Below are 19,803 nucleotides of genomic sequence, written 5' to 3' on the forward strand. Positions count from 1 at the left end.
GCAGCGAGTGGGAGCAGGTGGCACACAGGTGACGAGGACCGACCGCGGGTCGACCATGCGTGAGGGCTTCGCGGTCCTCGGGGTGGCGATCAAGCGCGAGCCCTGGATCTTCACGCTCTCGACGCTGGGCAGCGTGCTGTTCGGCGCGCTGACCGTGGCCGACGCCTGGGTGCTCGGATGGTCCACCGACAACGTGGTGCTGCCGGCCTTCGAGAACGGCGAGATCGGCGACGGACTGCTGTGGACGGTGCTGGCGCTCTTCCTCGGCGTCGCGATCCTGCGGGCCGTGGGCATCGTCGCTCGCCGCCTCGGGGCGGGCATCATGCAGTACCGCATGCAGGCGCACTACCGTCGCGCGGTCACCCGTCAGTACCTGACCCTGCCCATGGAGTGGCACCAGCGTCACCCCACCGGCCAGCTGCTCTCCAACGCCAACGCCGACGTCGAGGCGGCCTGGGGCCCGATCGCCCCCCTGCCGATGGCCGTGGGCACCGTGGCGATGATGGTGATCGCCGTCGCCCAGATGCTGCTCGCGGACCTCGTCCTCGCGCTCGTCGGGCTGCTGGTCTTCCCGGCCGTGATCGTCGCCAACCTGGCCTACCAGCGCTTCGCCTCTCCGCTGATGACCCGGGCCCAGGCGCTGCGCGCCGAGCTCAGCGAGATCGCCCACGAGTCCTTCGACGGGGCTCTGGTCGTCAAGACCCTGGGTCGCGAGGGCGAGGAGACCGAGCGCTTCGGCGCCGTCGCCCTCGAGCTGCGTGACGTGATCATCAAGGCCGGACGCATCCGGGCCGCCTTCGACCCGGCGCTGGCCGCGCTGCCCAACATCGGTGTCCTGGTGGTGCTCTCGGTCGGAGTGTCGCGGGTGCTCGCCGGCCAGACCGACCCCGGCGCGGTCGTCACCGTGGCCTACCTGCTCACGATCGTCTCCTTCCCGATCCGCTCGATCGGCTGGCTGCTCGGCGAGTTCCCGCGCAGCGTGGTGGGCTTCCGCCGGGTCACCTCGGTGCTGGAGGCCACCGGCGAGATGCAGTACGGCGAGCGTGCGGTGCCGCACGGCGAGGGCGCAGGCGCGCGCCTGGACGTCGAGCACCTGGCCTACTCCTACGCCCCCGACGAGCCGCTGCTGCGCGACGTGGACTTCTCGGTCGAGCCCGGCCGCACGGTCGCGATCGTCGGCGCCACCGCGTCGGGCAAGAGCACCATCACCACCCTGCTCACCCGACTGGTCGACCCCGACGGCGGCCGGATCCTCATCGACGGGGAGGACGTGCGCGAGCTCGCCCCCGGCCGGCTCGCCGACGTCGTCTCGGTCGTGGCCCAGACCGCCTTCCTCTTCGACGACACCGTGCGCGGCAACATCGCCCTGGGCGCGGACGTCACCGACGACGAGATCTGGTCGGCCCTGCGCGCCGCACAGGCCGACGGCTTCGTCGCCGCGCTGCCCGGTGGGCTCGACGCCCAATTGGGGGAGCGGGGCACGTCTCTCTCGGGCGGGCAGCGCCAGCGGATCTCCCTGGCCCGGGCCCTGGTCCGCCGGCCGCGGCTGCTGATCCTCGACGACGCCACGTCGGCGGTCGACCCCGAGGTGGAGGCACGCATCCTCGAAGCCCTGCGCAGTTCGGGCCAGGGCACGACGCTGGTCGTCGTCGCCTACCGCAAGGCGACCATCGCCCTCGCCGACGAGGTCGTCCACCTGGAGGACGGCCGCGTCGCAGACCGGGGCAGCCATGCCGAGCTCCTGGCCCGGAGCGCGTCGTACTCACGACTCGTGAACGCCTATGAGCACGAGCTCGAGGGGGAGCAGCGATGAGCACCACGACAGACCCGCAGCAGGTCCGCGCCGCAGGCGTCTCCGGCACCCGCATGGAGACCGGCGAGGACATCTCGATGATGGCCACGCTGCGACGTGGCATCCACCACTCCCCGGAGCTCAAGGAGGGCATCGTCGGCACCATGCTGCTGGCGCTGCTGTCCACCCTGGGTCAGGTGGTGGTGCCGATCGCGGTCCAGCAGACCCTCGACAAGGGGATCAACGGCCCCGGCGGCCCTGACGTCGACTTCACCGTGCGGATGGGCCTGCTGGCCGGTCTGGCGGTGATCGTGACCGGTCTGGCGACGTTCGCGATGACGGCGCGGCTCTATGCCAGCGCTGAGCGGGGCCTGGCCACGCTGCGCACCAAGGCGTTCCGCCACGTCCACGACCTGCCGCTGCTCACCCAGAACACCGAGCGCCGCGGGGCCCTGGTCTCCCGGGTGACCAGCGACGTCGACCAGGTCAGCCAGTTCCTGGTCTTCGGCGGCATCCTGTTCATCGTCAGCGTCGGTCAGGTGCTGGTGGCGACTGCGGTGATGATCGCCTACAGCTGGCAGCTGGCGCTGGTCGTCTGGATCTGCTTCGCTCCGCTGTTCCTCTCGTTGCGGTTCTTCCAGCGCAAGCTGTCCGACGCCTACGGGGTCGTCCGCCGCCAGGTCGGCGCGCTGCTGTCCGCGATCTCCGAGCCCGTCGTCGGCGCGGCGGTGGTCCGCGCGTACGCCGTGGAGGGACGCACCCAGGCCCGGATCGACGAGGCCATCGCCCGCCACCAGGCCGCCAGCACCAAGGCCCAGGGGTTCACGGCGTTCTCCTTCTCCCTGGGCGGGGTGTCGGCGGGGCTGGCCAACGCCGGGGTGCTCATCGTGGGCGTCTGGCTGGGCTTCGCCGGGGACATCACCGCGGGAGAGGTGCTGGCCTTCGCGTTCATCGTGACGCTGTTCGTGGGGCCGGTGCAGATGGGCACCCAGATCCTCACCGACGCCCAGAGCGCCATCGCGGGCTGGCGCCGCGTGATCGGGATCCTGGACACGCCGGCCGATCTGGTCGACCCGGGCGCGGGCGGCCACACGCTCCCCGACGGCCCCATCGACGTGGCCTTCGACCGGGTCAGCTTCGCCTACCCCGGCGGCCCTCCGGTGCTGCGTGACGTGACCCTCGACCTCGCGGCGGGCACTCGGGTGGCGATCGTGGGGGAGACCGGCTCGGGCAAGTCCACGTTCGCGAAGCTCCTCACCCGGCTGATGGACCCGTCAGAGGGGGCCGTGCTGCTCGACGGCATCGACGTGCGCGACATCGCCCAGGTCTCCCTGCGGCGCAGCGTCGTGCTGGTGCCGCAGGAGGGGTTCCTCTTCGACGACACGATCACGGCCAACGTGCGCTACGGCAAGCTCAACGCGACAGAGGCCGAGATCCTCGCCTCCGCCCAGGAGCTCGGCCTCGCGGACTGGGTGGCCGGGCTGCCGCGAGGTCTCGACACCCGCGTCGGGCAGCGCGGCGAGTCGCTGTCGGCCGGCGAGCGCCAGCTCGTCGCGCTGTTGCGCGCCCACCTCGCCGACCCCGATCTGCTCGTGCTCGACGAGGCGACCAGCGCGGTTGACCCGTCGCTCGAGATGCGCATCGGGCGAGCCCTCGAGCGGCTGATGAGTGGGCGGACCTCGGTCACCATCGCCCACCGGCTCTCGACCGCGGAGAAGGCCGACGAGGTCATCGTCGTCGACCGCGGACAGGTGGTCCAGCGCGGTCCGCACCAGGACCTCGTCAGGCAGGAGGGCGTCTATGCGGGCCTGCACTCGTCGTGGGTCGCCCAACAGGGGAAGATGGAGTCGTGACCACTCTCGACCCTGCCATCGCCGCCCGCCTCAAGCTCAACGCGGAGGGCCTCCTGCCGGCCGTGGTCCAGCAGCACGACACCAGTGAGGTGCTGATGCTGGGGTGGATGGACGAGGAGGCCCTGGCCCGCACCCTCACCACCGGCCGAGCGACCTACTGGAGCCGCAGCCGCCGGGAGTACTGGGTCAAGGGCGAGACCTCCGGGCACCGGCAGTGGGTCAAGGACGTGCGTCTCGACTGCGACGGCGACACGGTCCTGGTCAAGGTCGACCAGGAGGGCGCGGCCTGCCACACCGGCGACCGCACCTGCTTCGACGCCGTCGTGCTGGTCCAGGACGCCTGATGGGCGAGGCCTCGCCCTCCCGCAGGACGTTCGGCCCCGTCGTCCTCCTCGGACTCGCGACCGGCACGCTGGCGGCCGTCGCCTCGGGCAAGACCTGGGCCGAGGTCACCGACAGCCAGCGTGCGGGCATGGTGGGCACCGGGCTGTTGCAGGAGGGCGGGCAGATGCCCCTGGCCTCTGCGCTGAGCCTCGTCGTGCTGGCGGCCTGGGGCGTGCTCCTCGTGACCCGGCGTCGGACCCGCCGCGTGGTGGCGGTGATCGCCCTGTTGGCCTCCGTCGGTGTCCTGGCGACCGTCGTCGCCGGGTGGTGGCAGGTCCCGGACTCGCTGAGGAAGAGCTATGCCGAGGTCGGCATCACGCAGGTCGACGTCTCCTTCACCGGCTGGTACGCCGCCGCTGCGGTCGCGGCCGTCCTCTCGACGCTCGCGACCCTGCTCGCCCTGCGATGGCTCGGAGGCTGGCCCGAGATGGGCAGCCGCTACGACGCCCCCGGTTCATCGCGGGGCGCGTCACAAGCCGAGCCGGCGCTGGCTCCGCCGCAGGAGCGCTCCAGCCTGGACCTGTGGAAGGCCATGGACGAGGGGCAGGACCCGACGGACTGAGTCGGGCCCTAGACTGTGCTCCGACGGATCCGCCCGACGCATCCGCCCGACCTGACGAGGAGCATTCAGCAGATGGCTGACAACCACGGCAACACCCCCGCGGCCTGGACCGGTGTGACGGTGGCATTCCTGGGATTCCTGGTCGGCAGCATCGCGCTCATGCTCGACCCGGTCAGCCTGCCCCTGCTCTGGGTCGGCATCGGCCTCGGTCTGGGCTCCCTTCTCGTCTTCGCCGTGATGGTGAAGATGGGTCTGCACGACTCGGGGCACTGAGCCCACGATGACCACCGCGGGCGTGCGTCCTGAGCCGGGGGGCAACCTCCGGACGGAGCCCCCGCTGCCCCGGCGCTCGCGCCGGATGGTCGCGCCCGTCGCGACCGCCGCCGTGGTGGGTGCGCTCACCTTCGCGCTGCACCTGCGTGACCCCAATCAGCAGGGCAGCTGGGGCGTGTGCCCCTTCTCCTGGGGCACCGGGCTGGACTGCCCGGGGTGCGGCGCGCTGCGGGCAGTCCACGCGCTGACCGACCTCGACCTGGTCGCGGCGGCGTCGAGCAACCTGGTGCTCGTCGTGTGCGCACCGTTGCTGGTCGCTCTCTGGGCGGGCTGGGCGCGCCAACAGTGGCGCGGCACCACCGACCGGCTGGTCGGATCGCAGACCCGGCTGCGCATCGGCGTGGTCGTGATGGTCGCCTTGCTGGTGTTCGCGCTCCTGCGCAACCTGCCAGGCCTGGAGTGGCTCGCCTCCTGACGCGCGCGAGGCCCGGACCGTGGTCCGGGCCCCGCAGGCTGCATCGTGCCGGTCAGTAGTTGGTGCTGGTCTCGGTCTCGAACACGGCCGCACCCGTAGCGAACAGCAGGATGAAGGCGAGCAGGCTCAGCACCGTCAGGACGATCGCGATCAGTCCACAGATCTTGCCTGCCTTCGCCATTCCGGCGCCGCCCATCGTGCCGCCGGACGCCTCGATCTCCTTGAGGGTCTTGTTGCCGATGATGTAGGCCGCGATGCCCACCGGGGCGCAGCACACGAGTCCGACGATCCCGAGGATCATCGACAGCTGGGCCTTGGGGTGGTCGCCCTGCGGCTGGCCGCCCCCGTAGGACTGCTGCCCGTAGCCGGACGGAGGCGGCGGTGCGTTGTAGCTCATGTGGTCCCCTGCTCGTCGGTTGATACGTCGCGAGGGAACCTATCCACGCGGGCGGCCCTCAAACTACCGACGCGCCCGTGGTGTGCACGCTTCCACGCCCAGGACGCGGGACCTGACTTCCTGGGGTGCCGTGAGAGGCTTGGGCATCCCCAGATCCTGACCCGGAGGTCCCATGTCCGTGCTCGCCGACATCGTTGCCGGAGCGAGGCTCGATCTCGCCCGCCGCGAGGCGGAGGTGAGCCTGGCCGACCTGCGCGCGGCTCTGGCAGACGTCGATCCGCCTCGTGACCCGATGCCCGCCTTCCGCGCGGCGGGCTCGAGCGTCATCGCGGAGGTCAAGCGCGCCAGCCCCAGCAAGGGGGCCCTCGCCGACATCCCCGACCCGGCAGTGCTCGCCTCGGCGTACGCCCGCGGTGGTGCGGCGGCGATCAGCGTGCTCACCGAGGAGCGCCGCTTCGGCGGCAGCCTGGCCGACCTGCGGGCGGTCCGCGCCGCGGTCGAGACGCCGGTGCTGCGCAAGGACTTCATCGTCACCAGCTATCAGCTCGTCGAGGCACGGGCGGCCGGCGCCGACCTGGCCCTGCTGATCGTGGCGGCCCTCGACGACGCCGAGCTGCGCCGTCTGTACGACGAGGCGCGCGAGCTGGGGCTGACCCCGCTGGTGGAGGTGCACGACGAGGCCGAGACCGAGCGCGCCGTGGCCCTGGGAGCCGAGCTGATCGGCGTCAACGCCCGCAACCTCAAGACGCTGGCCATCGATGCAGACGTCTTCGGCCGGCTCGCCCCGTTGATCCCGGACGACCGGGTCAAGGTCGCGGAGTCTGGGATCTTCGGCCCCACCGACGTCGCCCGGTTCGTGGCAGAGGGGGCGCGCGCCGTCCTCGTGGGCGAGGCACTGGTCCGGGACGGCGACCCCGAGCGCGCGGTCCGCGCGATGTCCGGGATCCACCCGGAGCACCAACAGTCGGGGCACACACAGGCAGGAGCACAGGAGCGATGACGGTGGACCACGGAGCCGACGAGCGCGGCTTCTTCGGCGACTTCGGTGGCCGGTTCATGCCCGAGGCGCTGGTGGCAGCGCTCGACGAGCTGACGCAGGCGTGGGAGGAGGCGATGGCCGATCCCGGCTTCGTCGACGACTTCGAGACGATCCTGCGCGAGTACGCCGGCATCCCGAGCCCGCTCTACGAGGCGACGCGCCTCTCGGAGAAGGTCGGCTGCCGGGTCCTGCTCAAGCGCGAGGACCTCAACCACACCGGCGCCCACAAGATCCGCAACGTGATGGGCCAGGCGCTGCTCACCAAGCGGATGGGCAAGACCCGCGTGATCGCCGAGACCGGCGCCGGCCAGCACGGCGTGGCCAGCGCGACGGCCGCCGCCTACTTCGGCCTCGACTGCACCGTCTACATGGGCGCGGTCGACACCCGTCGCCAGGCGCTGAACGTCGCCCGCATGCACCTGCTGGGCGCCAAGGTCGTCCCGGTCGAGTCGGGCAGCGCGACGCTGAAGGACGCCATCAACGAGGCGCTGCGCGACTGGGTCGCCAGCGTCGACCACACCGCCTACCTCTTCGGCACCGCCGCTGGTCCGCACCCCTTCCCGAGCATGGTCCGCGACTTCACCCGCGGCATCGGCGACGAGGCGCGTCAGCAGTGTCTGGACCGCTACGGCCGGCTGCCGGACGTGGCCGCGGCGTGCGTGGGTGGGGGCTCCAACGCGATCGGCCTGTTCGCCGCGTTCCTCGACGACGCGGATGTCGCCCTCTACGGCTTCGAGGCCGGGGGCGAGGGCATCGCCAGCGGCCGCCACGCCGCGACCATCGGCGCCGGCGAGAGCGGTGTGCTCCACGGTGCGCGGACCTACGTGCTGCAGGACGAGGACGGCCAGACCGTCGAGTCCCACTCGATCTCGGCCGGCCTCGACTATCCCGGGGTCGGGCCCCAGCACGCCCACCTCGCGGCGACCGGCCGCGCGACGTACCTCCCCGTCACCGACGCCGAGGCGATGGACGCGCTGGCGCTGCTGAGCCGCACCGAGGGGATCATCCCGGCCGTCGAGTCCGCCCACGCCATCGCCGGCGCGCTGCGCGTCGCCGAGGAGCTGGCGGCCGAGAAGGGGCCCGAGGCGCTCGTGCTGATCAACCTGTCCGGTCGCGGCGACAAGGACATGGAGACCGCCATCGAGTGGTTCGGCCTCGGCGACCCCGACCGCGTGACGGCAGCACCGGCCGGCGACCCGGACACCGACCCGCGGGCCCAGGACGACGAGGAGGCGGCGCGATGAGCGTCAAGCGTGCCTTCGACGTGACCCGCGCGGAGGGCCGGGCCGCGCTGGTCGGCTACCTGCCGGCCGGCTTCCCCGACGTGCCGGGCTCGATCGACGCGATCAAGGCGATGGTCGACGCGGGGGTCGACGTGGTCGAGATCGGTCTTCCCTACAGCGACCCGGTGATGGACGGCCCCACGATCCAGGCGGCCGCCCAGCAGGCGCTCGAGGGCGGCATCCGCACCAGCGACGTGCTGCGCACCGTGGAGGCGGTGGCGGCGACCGGCGTGCCGACCGTCGTGATGACCTACTGGAACCCCGTCGAGCGGTACGGCGTCGAGCGGTTCGCCGCCGACCTCGCGGCCGCCGGGGGAGCGGGGCTGATCACCCCCGACCTGACGCCCGACAGCGGAGCCGAGTGGATCGCCGCCGCCGACGCCCACGACCTCGACAAGATCTTCCTGGTCGCGCCGTCGTCGACCGACGCGCGGATCGCGATGACCACCGCGGCCTGCCGCGGCTTCGTCTACGCGACGGCCGTGATGGGGGTGACCGGAGCACGGGCCACGACCAGCGACCTGGCCGGTCCGCTGGTGGCCCGGACCCGTGCGACCACCGACCTGCCGATCGGCGTGGGCCTCGGCGTCTCCACCGGCGACCAGGCGGCCGAGGTGGCCGGCTACGCCGACGGCGTCATCGTCGGCTCGGCCTTCGTCCGGACGCTGCTCGACCACCCGCACGACCGCGCTGCCGGGCTCAAGGCCCTCGGCGCCCTCACCGAGGACCTCGCGGCGGGAGTACGACGTGGCTGAGCGCCGACGCGGACGTGGGCTGGCCGCCGCAGTGCTGAGCGCCGCTCTCGGGCTGGGCCTGGCGGCGTGCTCGGTCGGCACCCCCGACGACCAGGTCGCCCGGGTGGCCGGGGGCGAGGACTCGGACGGCATGCACGGCACCGTGCTCGACGACCCCTACGTCGTCCCCGCCGACGAGCTGCGCGACACCGACGAAGCGCCGTACTCCCTGGTGGCGGACACCGAGAAGCCGCTCACGCTGGTCTTCTTCGGCTACACGAGCTGTCCCGATATCTGCCAGATGGTGATGGCCTCGATCTCCTCGGCGCTGACCCGGCTCGACGACGCGCAGCGCGACCAGGTCGACGTGGTCTTCGTGACGACCGACCCGGCTCGTGACGACGAGGAGACGCTGCGGCGCTACCTCGACAACTTCGGAGACGGGATCGTCGGCCTGACCGGCGAGCTCGACACGATCCTCGACGTCGCGGCCGGCATGCACGTCGCCGTGGAGCAGGGCGAGAAGCTGCCGTCCGGTGGCTACGACATCACTCACGGCACCCAGGTCTTCGCGGTGACCGAGGAGGACGTGGCCCCGGTGTTCTGGAGCCAGGACACCACCTCGGAGCAGTTCGCCGAGGACATCACCCAGATGCTCGCGAGCTGAGGAGACCCCTACCTGTGACGCTGCCCGTCTCCCTCTGGTCCATCCCGAGCCCCTCGGAGTCGATCTGGTACCTCGGCCCGCTGCCGCTGCGCGGCTATGCCCTGGCCATCATCCTGGGCGTGATCGCCGCCGTCTGGATCGGCGAGCGCCGCTGGGCGGCCCGCGGCGGGACGTCCGGCGAGATCACCGACCTCGCCGTCTGGGCGGTGCCGTTCGGCCTCGTCGGGGGCCGGCTCTACCACGTCGTCACGGACTGGAGGCTCTACTTCGGCGAGGGCGAGAACCCGGTCACCGCGCTCTACATCTGGAAGGGCGGGCTCGGGATCTGGGGCGCGATCGCGCTCGGCGCCGTCGGCGTGATGATCGGCGCCCGGCTCAAGGGCATCCGGCTGCTGCCGGTGCTCGACGCGCTCGCGCCCGGCGTCCTGGTGGCGCAGGCGATCGGCCGGTGGGGCAACTGGTTCAACCAGGAGCTCTACGGCAAGCCGACCGATCTGCCGTGGGGCGTCGAGATCGACGTGGCGCACCGGCCGATGGAGTACCTCGAGCAGGCGACCTTCCACCCCACGTTCCTCTACGAGTTCCTCTGGAACCTCGCGGCGTTCGCCGTGGTCATCTGGCTGGACCGCCGCCTGCGGCTGGGCCACGGGCGCGTGGTGGCGCTCTACGTGATGACCTACACGCTGGGCCGTGGCTGGATCGAGATGCTGCGCATCGACGACGTGCAGATGCAGGACGTCCTCGGACTGCGGCTGAACGTGTGGACCTCGATCGTGCTGTTCCTGCTCGCGGCCGGCTACTTCTGGTGGGCCTCGCGCCGGCACCCCGAGCGCGAGGACAGCGTCTACACCGACGCGCGCAACGCGCAGACGGTGACCGAGCGGGCTGAGTAGGCTCCACCCATGAGCGCAGACCGTGTCCTCGACGACATCGGCCACGAGCACCCCGACGTCAACGGCGGGTGGCTGCGCCCGGCCGTGTTCGGGATGATGGACGGCCTGGTCTCGAACTCCGCCCTCATCGCCGGCGTGGCGGGCGGCACCGCCGGGTCCGACAGCTCCGCGGCCGTGGTCCTCGCCGGTCTGGCCGGGCTGGCGGCCGGGGCCTTCTCGATGGCCGCAGGCGAGTACGCCTCCGTGGCCTCCCAGTCGGAGGCGGCCGAGCGCGAGGTGGACAAGGAGCGCGCGGAGATCCTGGAGAACCCCGAGGCCGAGATCGCCGAGCTGGCCAGGACCTACGTCGCGCGCGGGGTGAGCCCGGAGCTCGCCACCCAGGTCGCCCGTGAGATCCACCGCGACGTGGACGCCGCCGTGTCGGCCCACGCGCACGAGGAACTGGGCGTGGACCCCGACGACCTGGCGTCGCCGATGCTCGCGGCCGGCTCGTCGTTCCTCGCCTTCTCGGTGGGGGCGATGGTGCCCCTGCTGCCCTTCCTGGTGGGTGCGGGTGGCCTGCTGGCGTCGCTGGTGCTCACCCTGCTGGCTCTCTTCGTCTGCGGGGCGGTGGTCACCCGGATGACCAGCCGGGCGTGGTGGTTCGGCGGGCTGCGCCAGGTCGCCCTGGGCGGAGCCGCCTTCGCCGCGACGTACTTCGTCGGAGCAGCGGTCGGCACCCAGGTGTGAGCCGGCGGCCACCACGCGGATGTGTGATCTGCGACATCGGTGCGAGGGCCATCGGGTGATAACCTCTCTCTGCTTGGGCCAATGTCGTCCCCTGCTCGATCCCATGCACTGCCATCCCGTCTCCGGCCCCGGTCGGCCTCGAGCCACCCGGGACCCGCAGACGCAGAAGACGACGGGAGAATGCTCATCATGCACGCATTCCCGGCGCCCCAGGGCCTCTACGATCCCCGCCACGAGCACGACGCGTGTGGTGTGGCCTTCGTCGCGACCCTGACCGGCGTTGCCAGTCACGACATCGTCGCCAAGGCCCTCACGGCCCTGCGCAACCTCGACCACCGCGGCGCTGCCGGCGCGGAGCAGAACTCCGGGGACGGTGCAGGCATCCTGCTCCAGGTCCCGGACGCGTTCCTGCGTGAGGTGGTCGACTTCGAGCTGCCGACCTCGCAGGCCTACGCCGTGGGCACGGCCTTCCTGCCCGGGGACGACGAGAACATCGCCAAGACCAAGACCCGGATCGAGGAGATCGCGGCCGAGGAGGGCCTCGCGGTCCTCGGCTGGCGAGAGGTCCCGATCGACGCCTCCAACGTCGGCACCCTGGCGCGCGGCGTCATGCCGTCGTTCAGCCAGCTCTTCGTGGCCGGCGCGGGCGGCCGGGTGACCGGCATGGCCCTGGAGCGCCTGGCCTTCTGCCTGCGCAAGCGGGCCGAGCGCGAGACCGACGTCTACTTCCCGTCGCTGTCCTCGCGGACCATCGCCTACAAGGGCATGCTCACCACCGAGCAGCTCGACGAGTTCTTCCCCGACCTTCTCGACGAGCGGGTCGCCTCGGCTGTCGCGGTCGTGCACTCGCGCTTCTCGACCAACACCTTCCCGAGCTGGCCGCTGGCGCACCCGTTCCGGTTCATCGCCCACAACGGCGAGATCAACACCGTGATGGGCAACCGCAACTGGATGCGGGCGCGTGAGGCGCTCCTGGCCTCCGACGTCATCCCGGGCGACCTGGAGCGGCTCTTCCCGATCTGCACGACGGGCGCCTCCGACTCCGCGTCGTTCGACGAGGTCCTCGAGGTGCTCCACCTCGGCGGCCGGTCGCTGCCGCACTCGGTGCTGATGATGATCCCCGAGGCGTGGGAGAACCACACCGAGATGGATGAGAAGCGCCGGGCCTTCTACCAGTTCCACTCCACGGTGATGGAGCCCTGGGACGGACCCGCGTGCGTCGTGTTCACCGACGGCTCCCAGATCGGAGCGGTCCTCGACCGCAACGGCCTGCGCCCCTCGCGCTACTGGGTCACCGACGACGGTCTGGTCGTGCTGGCCTCCGAGGTCGGCGTGCTCGACATCGACCCCGCCACGATCGTGCGCAAGGGCCGGCTCCAGCCGGGCCGGATGTTCCTCGTCGACACCGAGGAGCACCGCATCATCGAGGACGAGGAGATCAAGTCCGAGCTCGCCGCCGAGCACCCGTACGACGAGTGGCTGCACGCCGGGATGATCCACCTGGACGACGTGCCGCAGCGCGAGCACATCGTGCACACCCATGCCTCGGTGACCCGCCGCCAGCAGGTCTTCGGCTACACGACCGAGGAGCTGCGGGTCCTGCTCACCCCGATGGCCAACAGCGGGGGAGAGCCGATCGGCTCGATGGGCACCGACACGCCCATCGCCGCGCTCTCGGACAAGCCGCGGATGCTCTTCGACTACTTCAGCCAGCTGTTCGCCCAGGTCACGAACCCCCCGCTGGACGCGATCCGCGAGGAGCTCGTCACCTCACTCAACGGCTCGATCGGTCCCGAGGCCAACCTGCTCGAGCCCACGCCGGCCTCGTGCCGGCAGGTCGTGCTGCCGTTCCCGGTCATCGACAACGACGACCTGGCCAAGATCCGTCACATCAACCGTGACGGTGACATGCCGGGCTTCGTCACCCACGTGTCGCGCGGCCTCTACGAGGTCGAGGGCGGGGGAGCGGCGCTGGCGCGTCGTATCGACGAGATCTGCCAGGAGGTCTCGGCCGCGATCGCCGACGGTGCGCGCATCATCGTGCTCTCGGACCGGCACTCCACCGCCGAGCTGGCCCCGATCCCGTCGCTGCTGCTGACCGGCGCAGTGCACCACCACCTGGTGCGTGAGAAGACCCGCACCCAGGTCGGGCTCCTCATCGAGGCCGGGGACGTCCGCGAGGTCCACCACGTGGCCCTCCTCGTCGGCTACGGCGCGGCAGCGGTCAACCCCTACCTCGCCATGGAGTCCGTCGAGGACCTCGCGCGCGAGGGGCACTACGTCAAGGCCGAGCCCGAGCAGGCCGTCAAGAACCTCGTCAAGGCGCTCGGCAAGGGCGTCTTGAAGGTGATGTCCAAGATGGGCGTCTCCACGGTGGCCTCCTACACCGGTGCCCAGATCTTCGAGGCGGTCGGGCTCTCGCAGTCGGTCGTCGACAAGTACTTCACCGGGACGACGTCCAAGCTCGGCGGGATCGAGCTCGACACGATCGCCGAGGAGGTCGCGCTGCGTCACGCCACGGCGTACCCCCGCGGCGGCATCGCCCCGGCCCACCGCGAGCTGGCGACGGGCGGCGAGTACCAGTGGCGCCGCGACGGCGAGCCGCACCTGTTCGACCCCGAGACGGTCTTCCGCCTGCAGCACGCGACCCGCAACGGGCGCTACGACGTGTTCAAGCAGTACACCTCGCGCGTCGACGAGCAGTCCGAGCGGCTGATGACGCTGCGCGGTCTCTTCGAGCTCAAGGACGCCGAGGCACTGGGGCGCACGGCCCTGTCGATCGACGAGGTCGAGCCGGTCTCGGAGATCGTCAAGCGCTTCTCGACCGGTGCGATGTCCTACGGCTCCATCAGCATGGAGGCCCACGAGACGCTGGCGATCGCCATGAACCGGCTGGGCGGCAAGTCCAACACCGGTGAGGGCGGCGAGGACGCCGAGCGTCTCTACGATCCCGAGCGTCGCAGCTCCATCAAGCAGGTCGCGTCTGGCCGGTTCGGCGTCACGGCGGAGTACCTCACCAACGCCGACGACATCCAGATCAAGATGGCGCAGGGCGCCAAGCCCGGCGAGGGCGGCCAGCTGCCCGGTCACAAGGTCTACCCCTGGGTGGCCAAGACCCGGCACTCCACGCCCGGCGTGGGCCTCATCTCGCCGCCCCCGCACCACGACATCTACTCGATCGAGGACCTGGCGCAGCTGATCCACGACCTCAAGAACGCCAACCCTGCGGCCCGCATCCACGTGAAGCTGGTCTCCGAGGTCGGCGTCGGCACGGTCGCGGCGGGTGTCTCCAAGGCGCACGCCGACGTGGTGCTGATCTCCGGGCACGACGGCGGCACCGGTGCGTCCCCGCTGACGTCGCTCAAGCACGCCGGCGGTCCCTGGGAGCTCGGCCTCGCCGAGGCGCAGCAGACGCTGCTCCTCAACGGCCTGCGCGACCGGATCGTGGTCCAGGCCGACGGCCAGCTCAAGACGGGCCGCGACGTGCTCGTCGCCGCGCTGCTGGGGGCGGAGGAGTTCGGCTTCGCCACCGCTCCGCTGGTGGTCTCGGGCTGCATCATGATGCGGGTCTGCCACCTCGACACCTGCCCCGTGGGCGTCGCGACGCAGAACCCGGTCCTGCGCGAGCGGTTCACCGGGCGTCCCGAGTTCGTCGTGAACTTCTTCGAGTACATCGCCGAGGAGGTGCGCGAGCTGCTCGCCCAGCTCGGTTTCCGGACCCTGGACGAGGCCATCGGCCACGTCGAGGCCCTGGACACGCGCAAGGCGGTGCACCACTGGAAGGCCGAGGGCCTCGACCTCACGCCGATCCTGCACATGCCCGAGCTGCCGGAGGGCGCCTCGCTGCGCAACACCACCGAGCAGTACCACGCGCTCGACAAGGCCCTCGACAACGAGCTGGTGCGGATCTGCGCGCCCGCGCTCGAGAGCGGGGAGCCGGTGCGTGCGCAGCTCGCGATCCGCAACGTCAACCGCACGGTCGGCACGATCCTCGGTCACGAGGTCACCAAGCGCTACCGCGCAGCCGGCCTGCCCGACGGCACCATCGACCTCACGTTCACGGGCTCGGCGGGGCAGTCGTTCGGCGCGTTCGTCCCGCCGGGGGTCACGCTGCGCCTCGAGGGCGACGCCAACGACTACGTCGGCAAGGGCCTCTCGGGGGGTCGGATCGTGGTCCGTCCCGACCGGGCGGCGACGTTCACGCCGCACGAGCAGATCATCGCGGGCAACACCATCGCCTACGGCGCCACGTCCGGGGAGATCTACCTGCGCGGCGGGGTCGGCGAGCGCTTCGCCGTCCGCAACTCGGGCGTCCACGCCGTGACCGAGGGCGTGGGCGACCACGCCTGCGAGTACATGACCGGGGGCCGGGTGGTCGTGCTGGGCAAGACCGGCCGCAACTTCGGCGCCGGCATGTCCGGTGGCGTCGCCTGGGTCCTGGACCTCAAGGCGCACCGCGTCAACACCGAACTGGTCGAGATGGGCCCCGTCGAGGGACAGGCGGCGCTCGATCTCGAGCATCTGGTCCGCCGTCATCTCGAGGAGACCGGCTCGACCGTGGCCGAGGAGCTGCTGGCCGACTGGCCGGCCGCCCTGGACCGCTTCACCGAGATCATGCCCACCGACTACCGCAAGGTGCTCGAAGCCAAGGTCGCCGCCGAGGCGGCCGGGCTGAGCGAGAGCGACACCGCGGCCGCGATGATGGAGGCTCTCCATGGCTGACCCGAAGGGTTTCTTGAAGCACGGCCGCGAGGCCGCCGAGCGTCGCCCCGTCCCGGAGCGCGTGCAGGACTGGAACGAGGTCTACCCGGGCGGGATCGGCCGGGCGCTGCTCCCGATCATCAACACCCAGGCCAGCCGCTGCATGGACTGTGGCATCCCGTTCTGTCACCAGGGCTGCCCGCTGGGCAACCTGATCCCCGAGTGGAACGACCTGGTCTGGCGCGACGACTGGGAGGGGGCCATCGAGCGGCTGCACGCGACGAACAACTTCCCGGAGTTCACGGGCCGTCTCTGCCCGGCGCCCTGCGAGACCGCCTGCGTCCTGGGCATCAACCAGGACCCGGTCACGATCAAGAACGTCGAGGTCGCGATCGCCGACCGCGCGTGGGAGTCGGGCTACGTCCGGCCCCAGCCGCCGGAGTGGCTCTCGGGTCGCACCGTCGCGGTCATCGGCTCGGGCCCCGCGGGCCTCGCCGCTGCCCAGCAGCTCACCCGGGCCGGCCACACGGTGGCCGTCTACGAGCGGGCCGACAAGCTCGGTGGCCTGCTGCGCTACGGCATCCCCGAGTTCAAGATGGAGAAGCAGCACGTCGACCGGCGCCTGGAGCAGATGCGTCGCGAGGGCACGGTCTTCCGCGCCGGCGTCGACGTCGGCGAGCAGATCACCGGTGACCAGCTGCGCGGGCGCTACGACGCCGTCGTGCTGGCCGTCGGCTCCACCGTGCCGCGGGACCTGTCCGTCCCCGGCCGCGAGCTCGCCGGCATCCACCAGGCGATGGAGTTCCTGCCGCAGGCCAACCGGGTCGCGCTCGGCGAGGAGGTCGAGGGCCAGATCCTGGCCACCGACAAGCACGTCGTGATCATCGGCGGTGGCGACACCGGGGCGGACTGCCTCGGCACCTCGACCCGCCAGGGTGCGGCGAGTGTCACGCAGCTCGAGATCATGCCGCAGCCCGACGAGTCCCGGCCCGCCGGCCAGCCGTGGCCGACCTACCCGATGCTCTTCCGGGTCTCCTCGGCCCACGAGGAGGGCGGCGAGCGGGTCTACGCCGTGTCCACCCAGGAGTTCCTCGGCGATGAGGACGGCAACGTCCGGGCGCTGCGCCTGGTCGACGTCCGGTTCGAGGGCGGCAAGCTGGTGGAGCTCGAGGGCACCGAGCGCGAGATCCCCGCCGATCTGGTGCTCTTCGCGATGGGCTTCACCGGTCCCGAGAAGCCGGGACTCATCGAGCAGCTCGGCGTGGAGCTCGACGAGCGGGGCAACGTCCAGCGCGACAAGGACTACAAGTCGTCGGTCGACGGCGTGTTCGTCGCCGGTGACGCCGGACGCGGCCAGTCGCTGATCGTGTGGGCCATCGCCGAGGGGCGTGCTGCCGCGGCCGCGGTCGACTCCTACCTCACAGGGACGACCGCCCTGCCGGTGCCGATCTCGCCCACGGAGCGTCCGCTGGTCGTCTGAGCGTCGACTGCGAACGGCCCCGCCACCCCCGCTGAGGGTGGCGGGGCCGTTGTGCGTCGCACAGGGGGCTGGGCTCGGCGGACCGGGCTCGGGACGCCGATTGCTACGGATACCGAACAGTAAGGTCCGGGCCGAGCGGGCCGAAAGTCATCAGTTTCCGCATTTCGGACACATTCCGGTGAATTCTTTTGGATCGTTCCACAGCGAGGCTCCCAGGCGCCGCTGCGGCCAGTATGGTCGTGGTGTGAGAAACGCGAAGATCGTCTGCACACTTGGCCCTGCCGTCGCTGGACCCGAGCGGATCCGTGCGCTCGTTCGAGCGGGAATGAACGTCGCCCGCCTGAACATGAGCCACGGCGCCCAGGAGGACCACGCGGAGTCCTACCGACTCGTGCGGGAGGCGGCCGACGAGATAGGCCAGGGTGTCGGCATCTTCGCGGACCTCCAGGGGCCCAAGATCCGGCTGGAGACCTTCCCCGATGGCCCGGTCATGCTGGAGCGTGGCCAGGCGTGGACGATCACCACGCGCGACGTGCCCGGCGACGCGACGATCTGCGGTACGACGTACAAGGGTCTTCCGGGCGACGTGAACCCCGGCGACCCGATCCTCATCAACGACGGTCGGGTCCGCCTGCGTGTGGTCAGCGTCGAGGGCACCGATGTCCACACCGAGGTCATCGTGGCCGGTGAGGTCAGCAACAACAAGGGCATCAACCTCCCCGGTGTGGCGGTCTCGGTCCCCGCGCTGTCGGAGAAGGACATCGCGGACCTCCGCTTCGCCCTGCACCTGGGCGTCGACTTCATCGCGCTGAGCTTCGTGCGCAGCGCCGCCGACGCGGCCGACGTCCACAAGGTCATGGACGAGGAGGGCATCCATGTCCCCGTCATCGCCAAGATCGAGAAGCCCCAGGCGATCGACAACCTCGACGAGATCATCAAGGCGTTCGACGGCTTCATGGTCGCGCGTGGCGACCTCGGGGTCGAGTGCCCCCTGGAGGACGTGCCCTTCCTGCAGAAGCGCATCGTCCAGAAGGCGCGTCGCAACGCCAAGCCGGTCATCGTGGCCACCCAGATGCTCGAGTCGATGATCTCGTCGCCGGCCCCGACCCGGGCCGAGGCCTCCGACGTCGCCAACGCGGTGCTCGACGGCGCCGACGCGGTCATGCTCTCCGGCGAGACCAGCGTGGGGGAGTTCCCCATCGAGACCGTCGAGACCATGGCGCGCATCATCGCCGCGACCGAGACCCAGAGCCTGAAGAGCATCTCCCACATCGACTGGCAGCCGCGCACCCCCGGCGGCGTGATCGCGAAGGCGGCCGAGGAGGTCGCCGAGCGGGTCGGCGCCAAGTATGTCGTCGCGTTCACGCAGAGCGGTGACTCCGCCCGCCGGATGTCGCGCCTGCGCGGGGAGATCCCGATCCTGGCCTTCACCCCCGAGGACTCCACGCGTTCGCAGCTGTCGCTGAGCTGGGGGGTGGAGACCTTCCGCACCGACCCGGTCCGGCACACCGACGAGATGGTCTATCAGGTCGACGAGGCGCTGCTGCGCATCGGTCGCGTCCAGGAGGGTGACCTGGTGGTCATCATCGCGGGCGCGCCTCCGGGCATCCCCGGCACGACCAACGCGCTACGCATCCACAAGATGGGCGCCGCCACCATCGAGGCGAAGCAGAGCCGCTCCACCGACTGAGCGCGAGCTGTGCGTCCGGACGCCTCGCGTCCGGACGCATCGCTGTGCCCCGGGTGGGATTCGAACCCACACTGAATGGTGTTTGAGACCATCGCCTCTGCCGTTGGGCTACCGGGGCCGGCCGGCCAAAGGTACCGGATCGTGTGCGCAGTCCCGACCCGGGCCGCTCGCGCCCCGACGGCTCTGTGCCGCTAGCCTGTCCTTCGTGAGTCAGTCCGCCACCCCCAGCACCCGCCGCGTCGTGATCGCCGAGGACGAGGCGCTGATCCGGATGGACCTCGCCGAGATGCTCGGCGAGGAGGGGTACGACGTGGTCGGCCAGGCCGGGGACGGCGCCCGGGCCGTGGCGCTGGCTGAGGAGCTCCGGCCCGACCTGGTGATCCTCGACGTGAAGATGCCGGTCCTCGACGGAATCACCGCCGCGGAGCGGATCGCCGCTCAACGCATCGCGCCGGTGGTCATCCTGACCGCCTTCTCCCAGCGCGACCTGGTGGAGCGAGCGCGAGACGCAGGCGCCATGGCCTATCTGGTCAAGCCGTTCTCCCGCAACGACCTGGTGCCGGCGATCGAGATGGCCGTCAGCCGCTTCGCGGAGGTCCAGCTGCTCGAGAGGGAGGTCCATGACCTCTCCGACAGGCTGGAGACCCGCAAGTCGGTCGACCGGGCCAAGGGGGTCCTCCAGCAGCAGCTGGGACTCTCGGAGTCGGACGCCTTCAGGTGGATCCAGAAGACGGCCATGGACCTGCGGCTGTCCATGCGCCAGGTCGCCGAGGGCGTCGTCACCCATGGTCCGGGGGTCGCCTCGTCATCGCCGACCGACGCTCCGGTCGAGCCTACGGACTGAGTCGCCC

Annotated in this window: 17 protein-coding genes and 1 tRNA gene; 16 read left to right on the forward strand and 2 right to left on the reverse strand. The window is 71.1% G+C overall.

Going from position 1 to position 19,803, the window contains the following annotated elements; genetic code table 11:
• Window positions 1-28: 28 nt before the first annotated feature.
• The 6 genes from ACYU7L_RS15890 to ACYU7L_RS15915 all read left to right on the forward strand — a co-directional run bounded on the left by ACYU7L_RS15890 (window position 29) and on the right by ACYU7L_RS15915 (window position 5,339).
• Window positions 29-1,813, forward strand: a complete 1,785-nt coding sequence (locus ACYU7L_RS15890; RefSeq protein WP_460798518.1) for an ABC transporter ATP-binding protein — start codon at window positions 29-31, stop codon at window positions 1,811-1,813.
• Window positions 1,810-3,645 (forward strand): ABC transporter ATP-binding protein, encoded by a 1,836-nt coding sequence (locus ACYU7L_RS15895; protein ID WP_460798521.1) that lies wholly within the window; start codon window positions 1,810-1,812, stop codon window positions 3,643-3,645. Before ACYU7L_RS15890 ends, ACYU7L_RS15895 begins: the two co-directional genes overlap by 4 nt.
• Window positions 3,642-3,989 carry a phosphoribosyl-AMP cyclohydrolase gene (gene hisI, locus ACYU7L_RS15900; protein ID WP_460798523.1) on the forward strand — a complete coding sequence of 116 codons (348 nt, stop codon included), beginning with the start codon at window positions 3,642-3,644 and terminating at the stop codon, window positions 3,987-3,989. The genes ACYU7L_RS15895 and hisI overlap by 4 nt, the downstream gene beginning before the upstream one ends.
• Window positions 3,989-4,591 (forward strand): Trp biosynthesis-associated membrane protein, encoded by a 603-nt coding sequence (locus ACYU7L_RS15905; RefSeq protein ID WP_460798525.1) that lies wholly within the window; start codon window positions 3,989-3,991, stop codon window positions 4,589-4,591. The genes hisI and ACYU7L_RS15905 overlap by 1 nt, the downstream gene beginning before the upstream one ends.
• Before the next feature lie 72 nt (window positions 4,592-4,663).
• On the forward strand, window positions 4,664-4,864 hold the full coding sequence (locus tag ACYU7L_RS15910; RefSeq protein ID WP_460798528.1) for an HGxxPAAW family protein: 201 nt from the start codon (window positions 4,664-4,666) through the stop codon (window positions 4,862-4,864).
• 7 nt (window positions 4,865-4,871) lie between these two features.
• On the forward strand, window positions 4,872-5,339 hold the full coding sequence (locus ACYU7L_RS15915) for a DUF2752 domain-containing protein (protein WP_460798531.1): 468 nt from the start codon (window positions 4,872-4,874) through the stop codon (window positions 5,337-5,339).
• A gap of 52 nt (window positions 5,340-5,391) precedes the next feature.
• Here the strand turns inward: ACYU7L_RS15915 and ACYU7L_RS15920 are convergent, their stop codons facing one another.
• The gene (locus ACYU7L_RS15920; RefSeq protein WP_460798533.1) at window positions 5,392-5,736 is read right to left on the reverse strand and encodes a DUF4190 domain-containing protein; all 345 of its coding nucleotides are present in this window, start codon (window positions 5,734-5,736) and stop codon (window positions 5,392-5,394) included.
• 172 nt (window positions 5,737-5,908) lie between these two features.
• Here ACYU7L_RS15920 and trpC point away from each other — a divergent pair, with 172 nt between their 5' ends.
• From trpC to pyk, 9 genes are all read left to right on the forward strand, one after another.
• Window positions 5,909-6,736, forward strand: coding sequence for an indole-3-glycerol phosphate synthase TrpC (trpC, locus tag ACYU7L_RS15925; protein ID WP_460798536.1), 828 nt, complete (start codon window positions 5,909-5,911; stop codon window positions 6,734-6,736).
• Complete coding sequence (trpB, locus tag ACYU7L_RS15930) at window positions 6,733-8,019, forward strand: tryptophan synthase subunit beta (protein WP_460798538.1); 1,287 nt, start codon at window positions 6,733-6,735, stop codon at window positions 8,017-8,019. Before trpC ends, trpB begins: the two co-directional genes overlap by 4 nt.
• Window positions 8,016-8,813 (forward strand): tryptophan synthase subunit alpha, encoded by a 798-nt coding sequence (gene trpA / locus ACYU7L_RS15935; protein ID WP_460798540.1) that lies wholly within the window; start codon window positions 8,016-8,018, stop codon window positions 8,811-8,813. Before trpB ends, trpA begins: the two co-directional genes overlap by 4 nt.
• Entirely contained in the window at window positions 8,806-9,459 is a 654-nt protein-coding gene (locus ACYU7L_RS15940) for an SCO family protein (protein ID WP_460798543.1), read from the forward strand. Before trpA ends, ACYU7L_RS15940 begins: the two co-directional genes overlap by 8 nt.
• A 14-nt stretch (window positions 9,460-9,473) precedes the next feature.
• Entirely contained in the window at window positions 9,474-10,352 is an 879-nt protein-coding gene (gene lgt / locus ACYU7L_RS15945; protein ID WP_460798545.1) for a prolipoprotein diacylglyceryl transferase, read from the forward strand.
• Between the two features lie 9 nt (window positions 10,353-10,361).
• A complete protein-coding gene (locus ACYU7L_RS15950; RefSeq protein WP_460798548.1) occupies window positions 10,362-11,081 on the forward strand; it encodes a VIT1/CCC1 transporter family protein in 720 nt (239 codons plus the stop codon).
• A gap of 189 nt (window positions 11,082-11,270) precedes the next feature.
• Window positions 11,271-15,803, forward strand: coding sequence for a glutamate synthase large subunit (gene gltB / locus ACYU7L_RS15955; RefSeq protein WP_460798549.1), 4,533 nt, complete (start codon window positions 11,271-11,273; stop codon window positions 15,801-15,803).
• Entirely contained in the window at window positions 15,796-17,262 is a 1,467-nt protein-coding gene (locus ACYU7L_RS15960) for a glutamate synthase subunit beta (RefSeq protein WP_460798551.1), read from the forward strand. Before gltB ends, ACYU7L_RS15960 begins: the two co-directional genes overlap by 8 nt.
• 244 nt (window positions 17,263-17,506) lie before the next feature.
• Window positions 17,507-18,952, forward strand: coding sequence for a pyruvate kinase (gene pyk / locus ACYU7L_RS15965; RefSeq protein WP_460798553.1), 1,446 nt, complete (start codon window positions 17,507-17,509; stop codon window positions 18,950-18,952).
• Between the two features lie 45 nt (window positions 18,953-18,997).
• Here the strand turns inward: pyk and ACYU7L_RS15970 are convergent.
• Window positions 18,998-19,070: transfer RNA gene (locus ACYU7L_RS15970), tRNA-Leu, on the reverse strand.
• An 87-nt stretch (window positions 19,071-19,157) separates the two neighbouring features.
• On the opposite strand from ACYU7L_RS15970, the gene ACYU7L_RS15975 reads away from it, so the two are divergent.
• The gene (locus ACYU7L_RS15975; RefSeq protein WP_460798555.1) at window positions 19,158-19,796 is read left to right on the forward strand and encodes an ANTAR domain-containing response regulator; all 639 of its coding nucleotides are present in this window, start codon (window positions 19,158-19,160) and stop codon (window positions 19,794-19,796) included.
• Window positions 19,797-19,803: the final 7 nt, after the last annotated feature.

Source organism: Nocardioides pacificus (genome assembly GCF_054775955.1).

Excerpts from the sequence above, each read along its gene's own strand:
- ACYU7L_RS15895 (WP_460798521.1), top strand. The coding sequence starts at position 1,810 with ATGAGCACCACGACAGACCCGCAGCAGGTCCGCGCCGCAGGCGTCTCC.
- ACYU7L_RS15905 (WP_460798525.1), top strand. The coding sequence starts at position 3,989 with ATGGGCGAGGCCTCGCCCTCCCGCAGGACGTTCGGCCCCGTCGTCCTC.
- ACYU7L_RS15910 (WP_460798528.1), top strand. The coding sequence starts at position 4,664 with ATGGCTGACAACCACGGCAACACCCCCGCGGCCTGGACCGGTGTGACG.
- ACYU7L_RS15915 (WP_460798531.1), top strand. The coding sequence starts at position 4,872 with ATGACCACCGCGGGCGTGCGTCCTGAGCCGGGGGGCAACCTCCGGACG.
- ACYU7L_RS15920 (WP_460798533.1), bottom strand. The coding sequence starts at position 5,736 with ATGAGCTACAACGCACCGCCGCCTCCGTCCGGCTACGGGCAGCAGTCC.
- trpC (WP_460798536.1), top strand. The coding sequence starts at position 5,909 with ATGTCCGTGCTCGCCGACATCGTTGCCGGAGCGAGGCTCGATCTCGCC.
- trpB (WP_460798538.1), top strand. The coding sequence starts at position 6,733 with ATGACGGTGGACCACGGAGCCGACGAGCGCGGCTTCTTCGGCGACTTC.
- trpA (WP_460798540.1), top strand. The coding sequence starts at position 8,016 with ATGAGCGTCAAGCGTGCCTTCGACGTGACCCGCGCGGAGGGCCGGGCC.
- ACYU7L_RS15950 (WP_460798548.1), top strand. The coding sequence starts at position 10,362 with ATGAGCGCAGACCGTGTCCTCGACGACATCGGCCACGAGCACCCCGAC.
- gltB (WP_460798549.1), top strand. The coding sequence starts at position 11,271 with ATGCACGCATTCCCGGCGCCCCAGGGCCTCTACGATCCCCGCCACGAG.
- ACYU7L_RS15960 (WP_460798551.1), top strand. The coding sequence starts at position 15,796 with ATGGCTGACCCGAAGGGTTTCTTGAAGCACGGCCGCGAGGCCGCCGAG.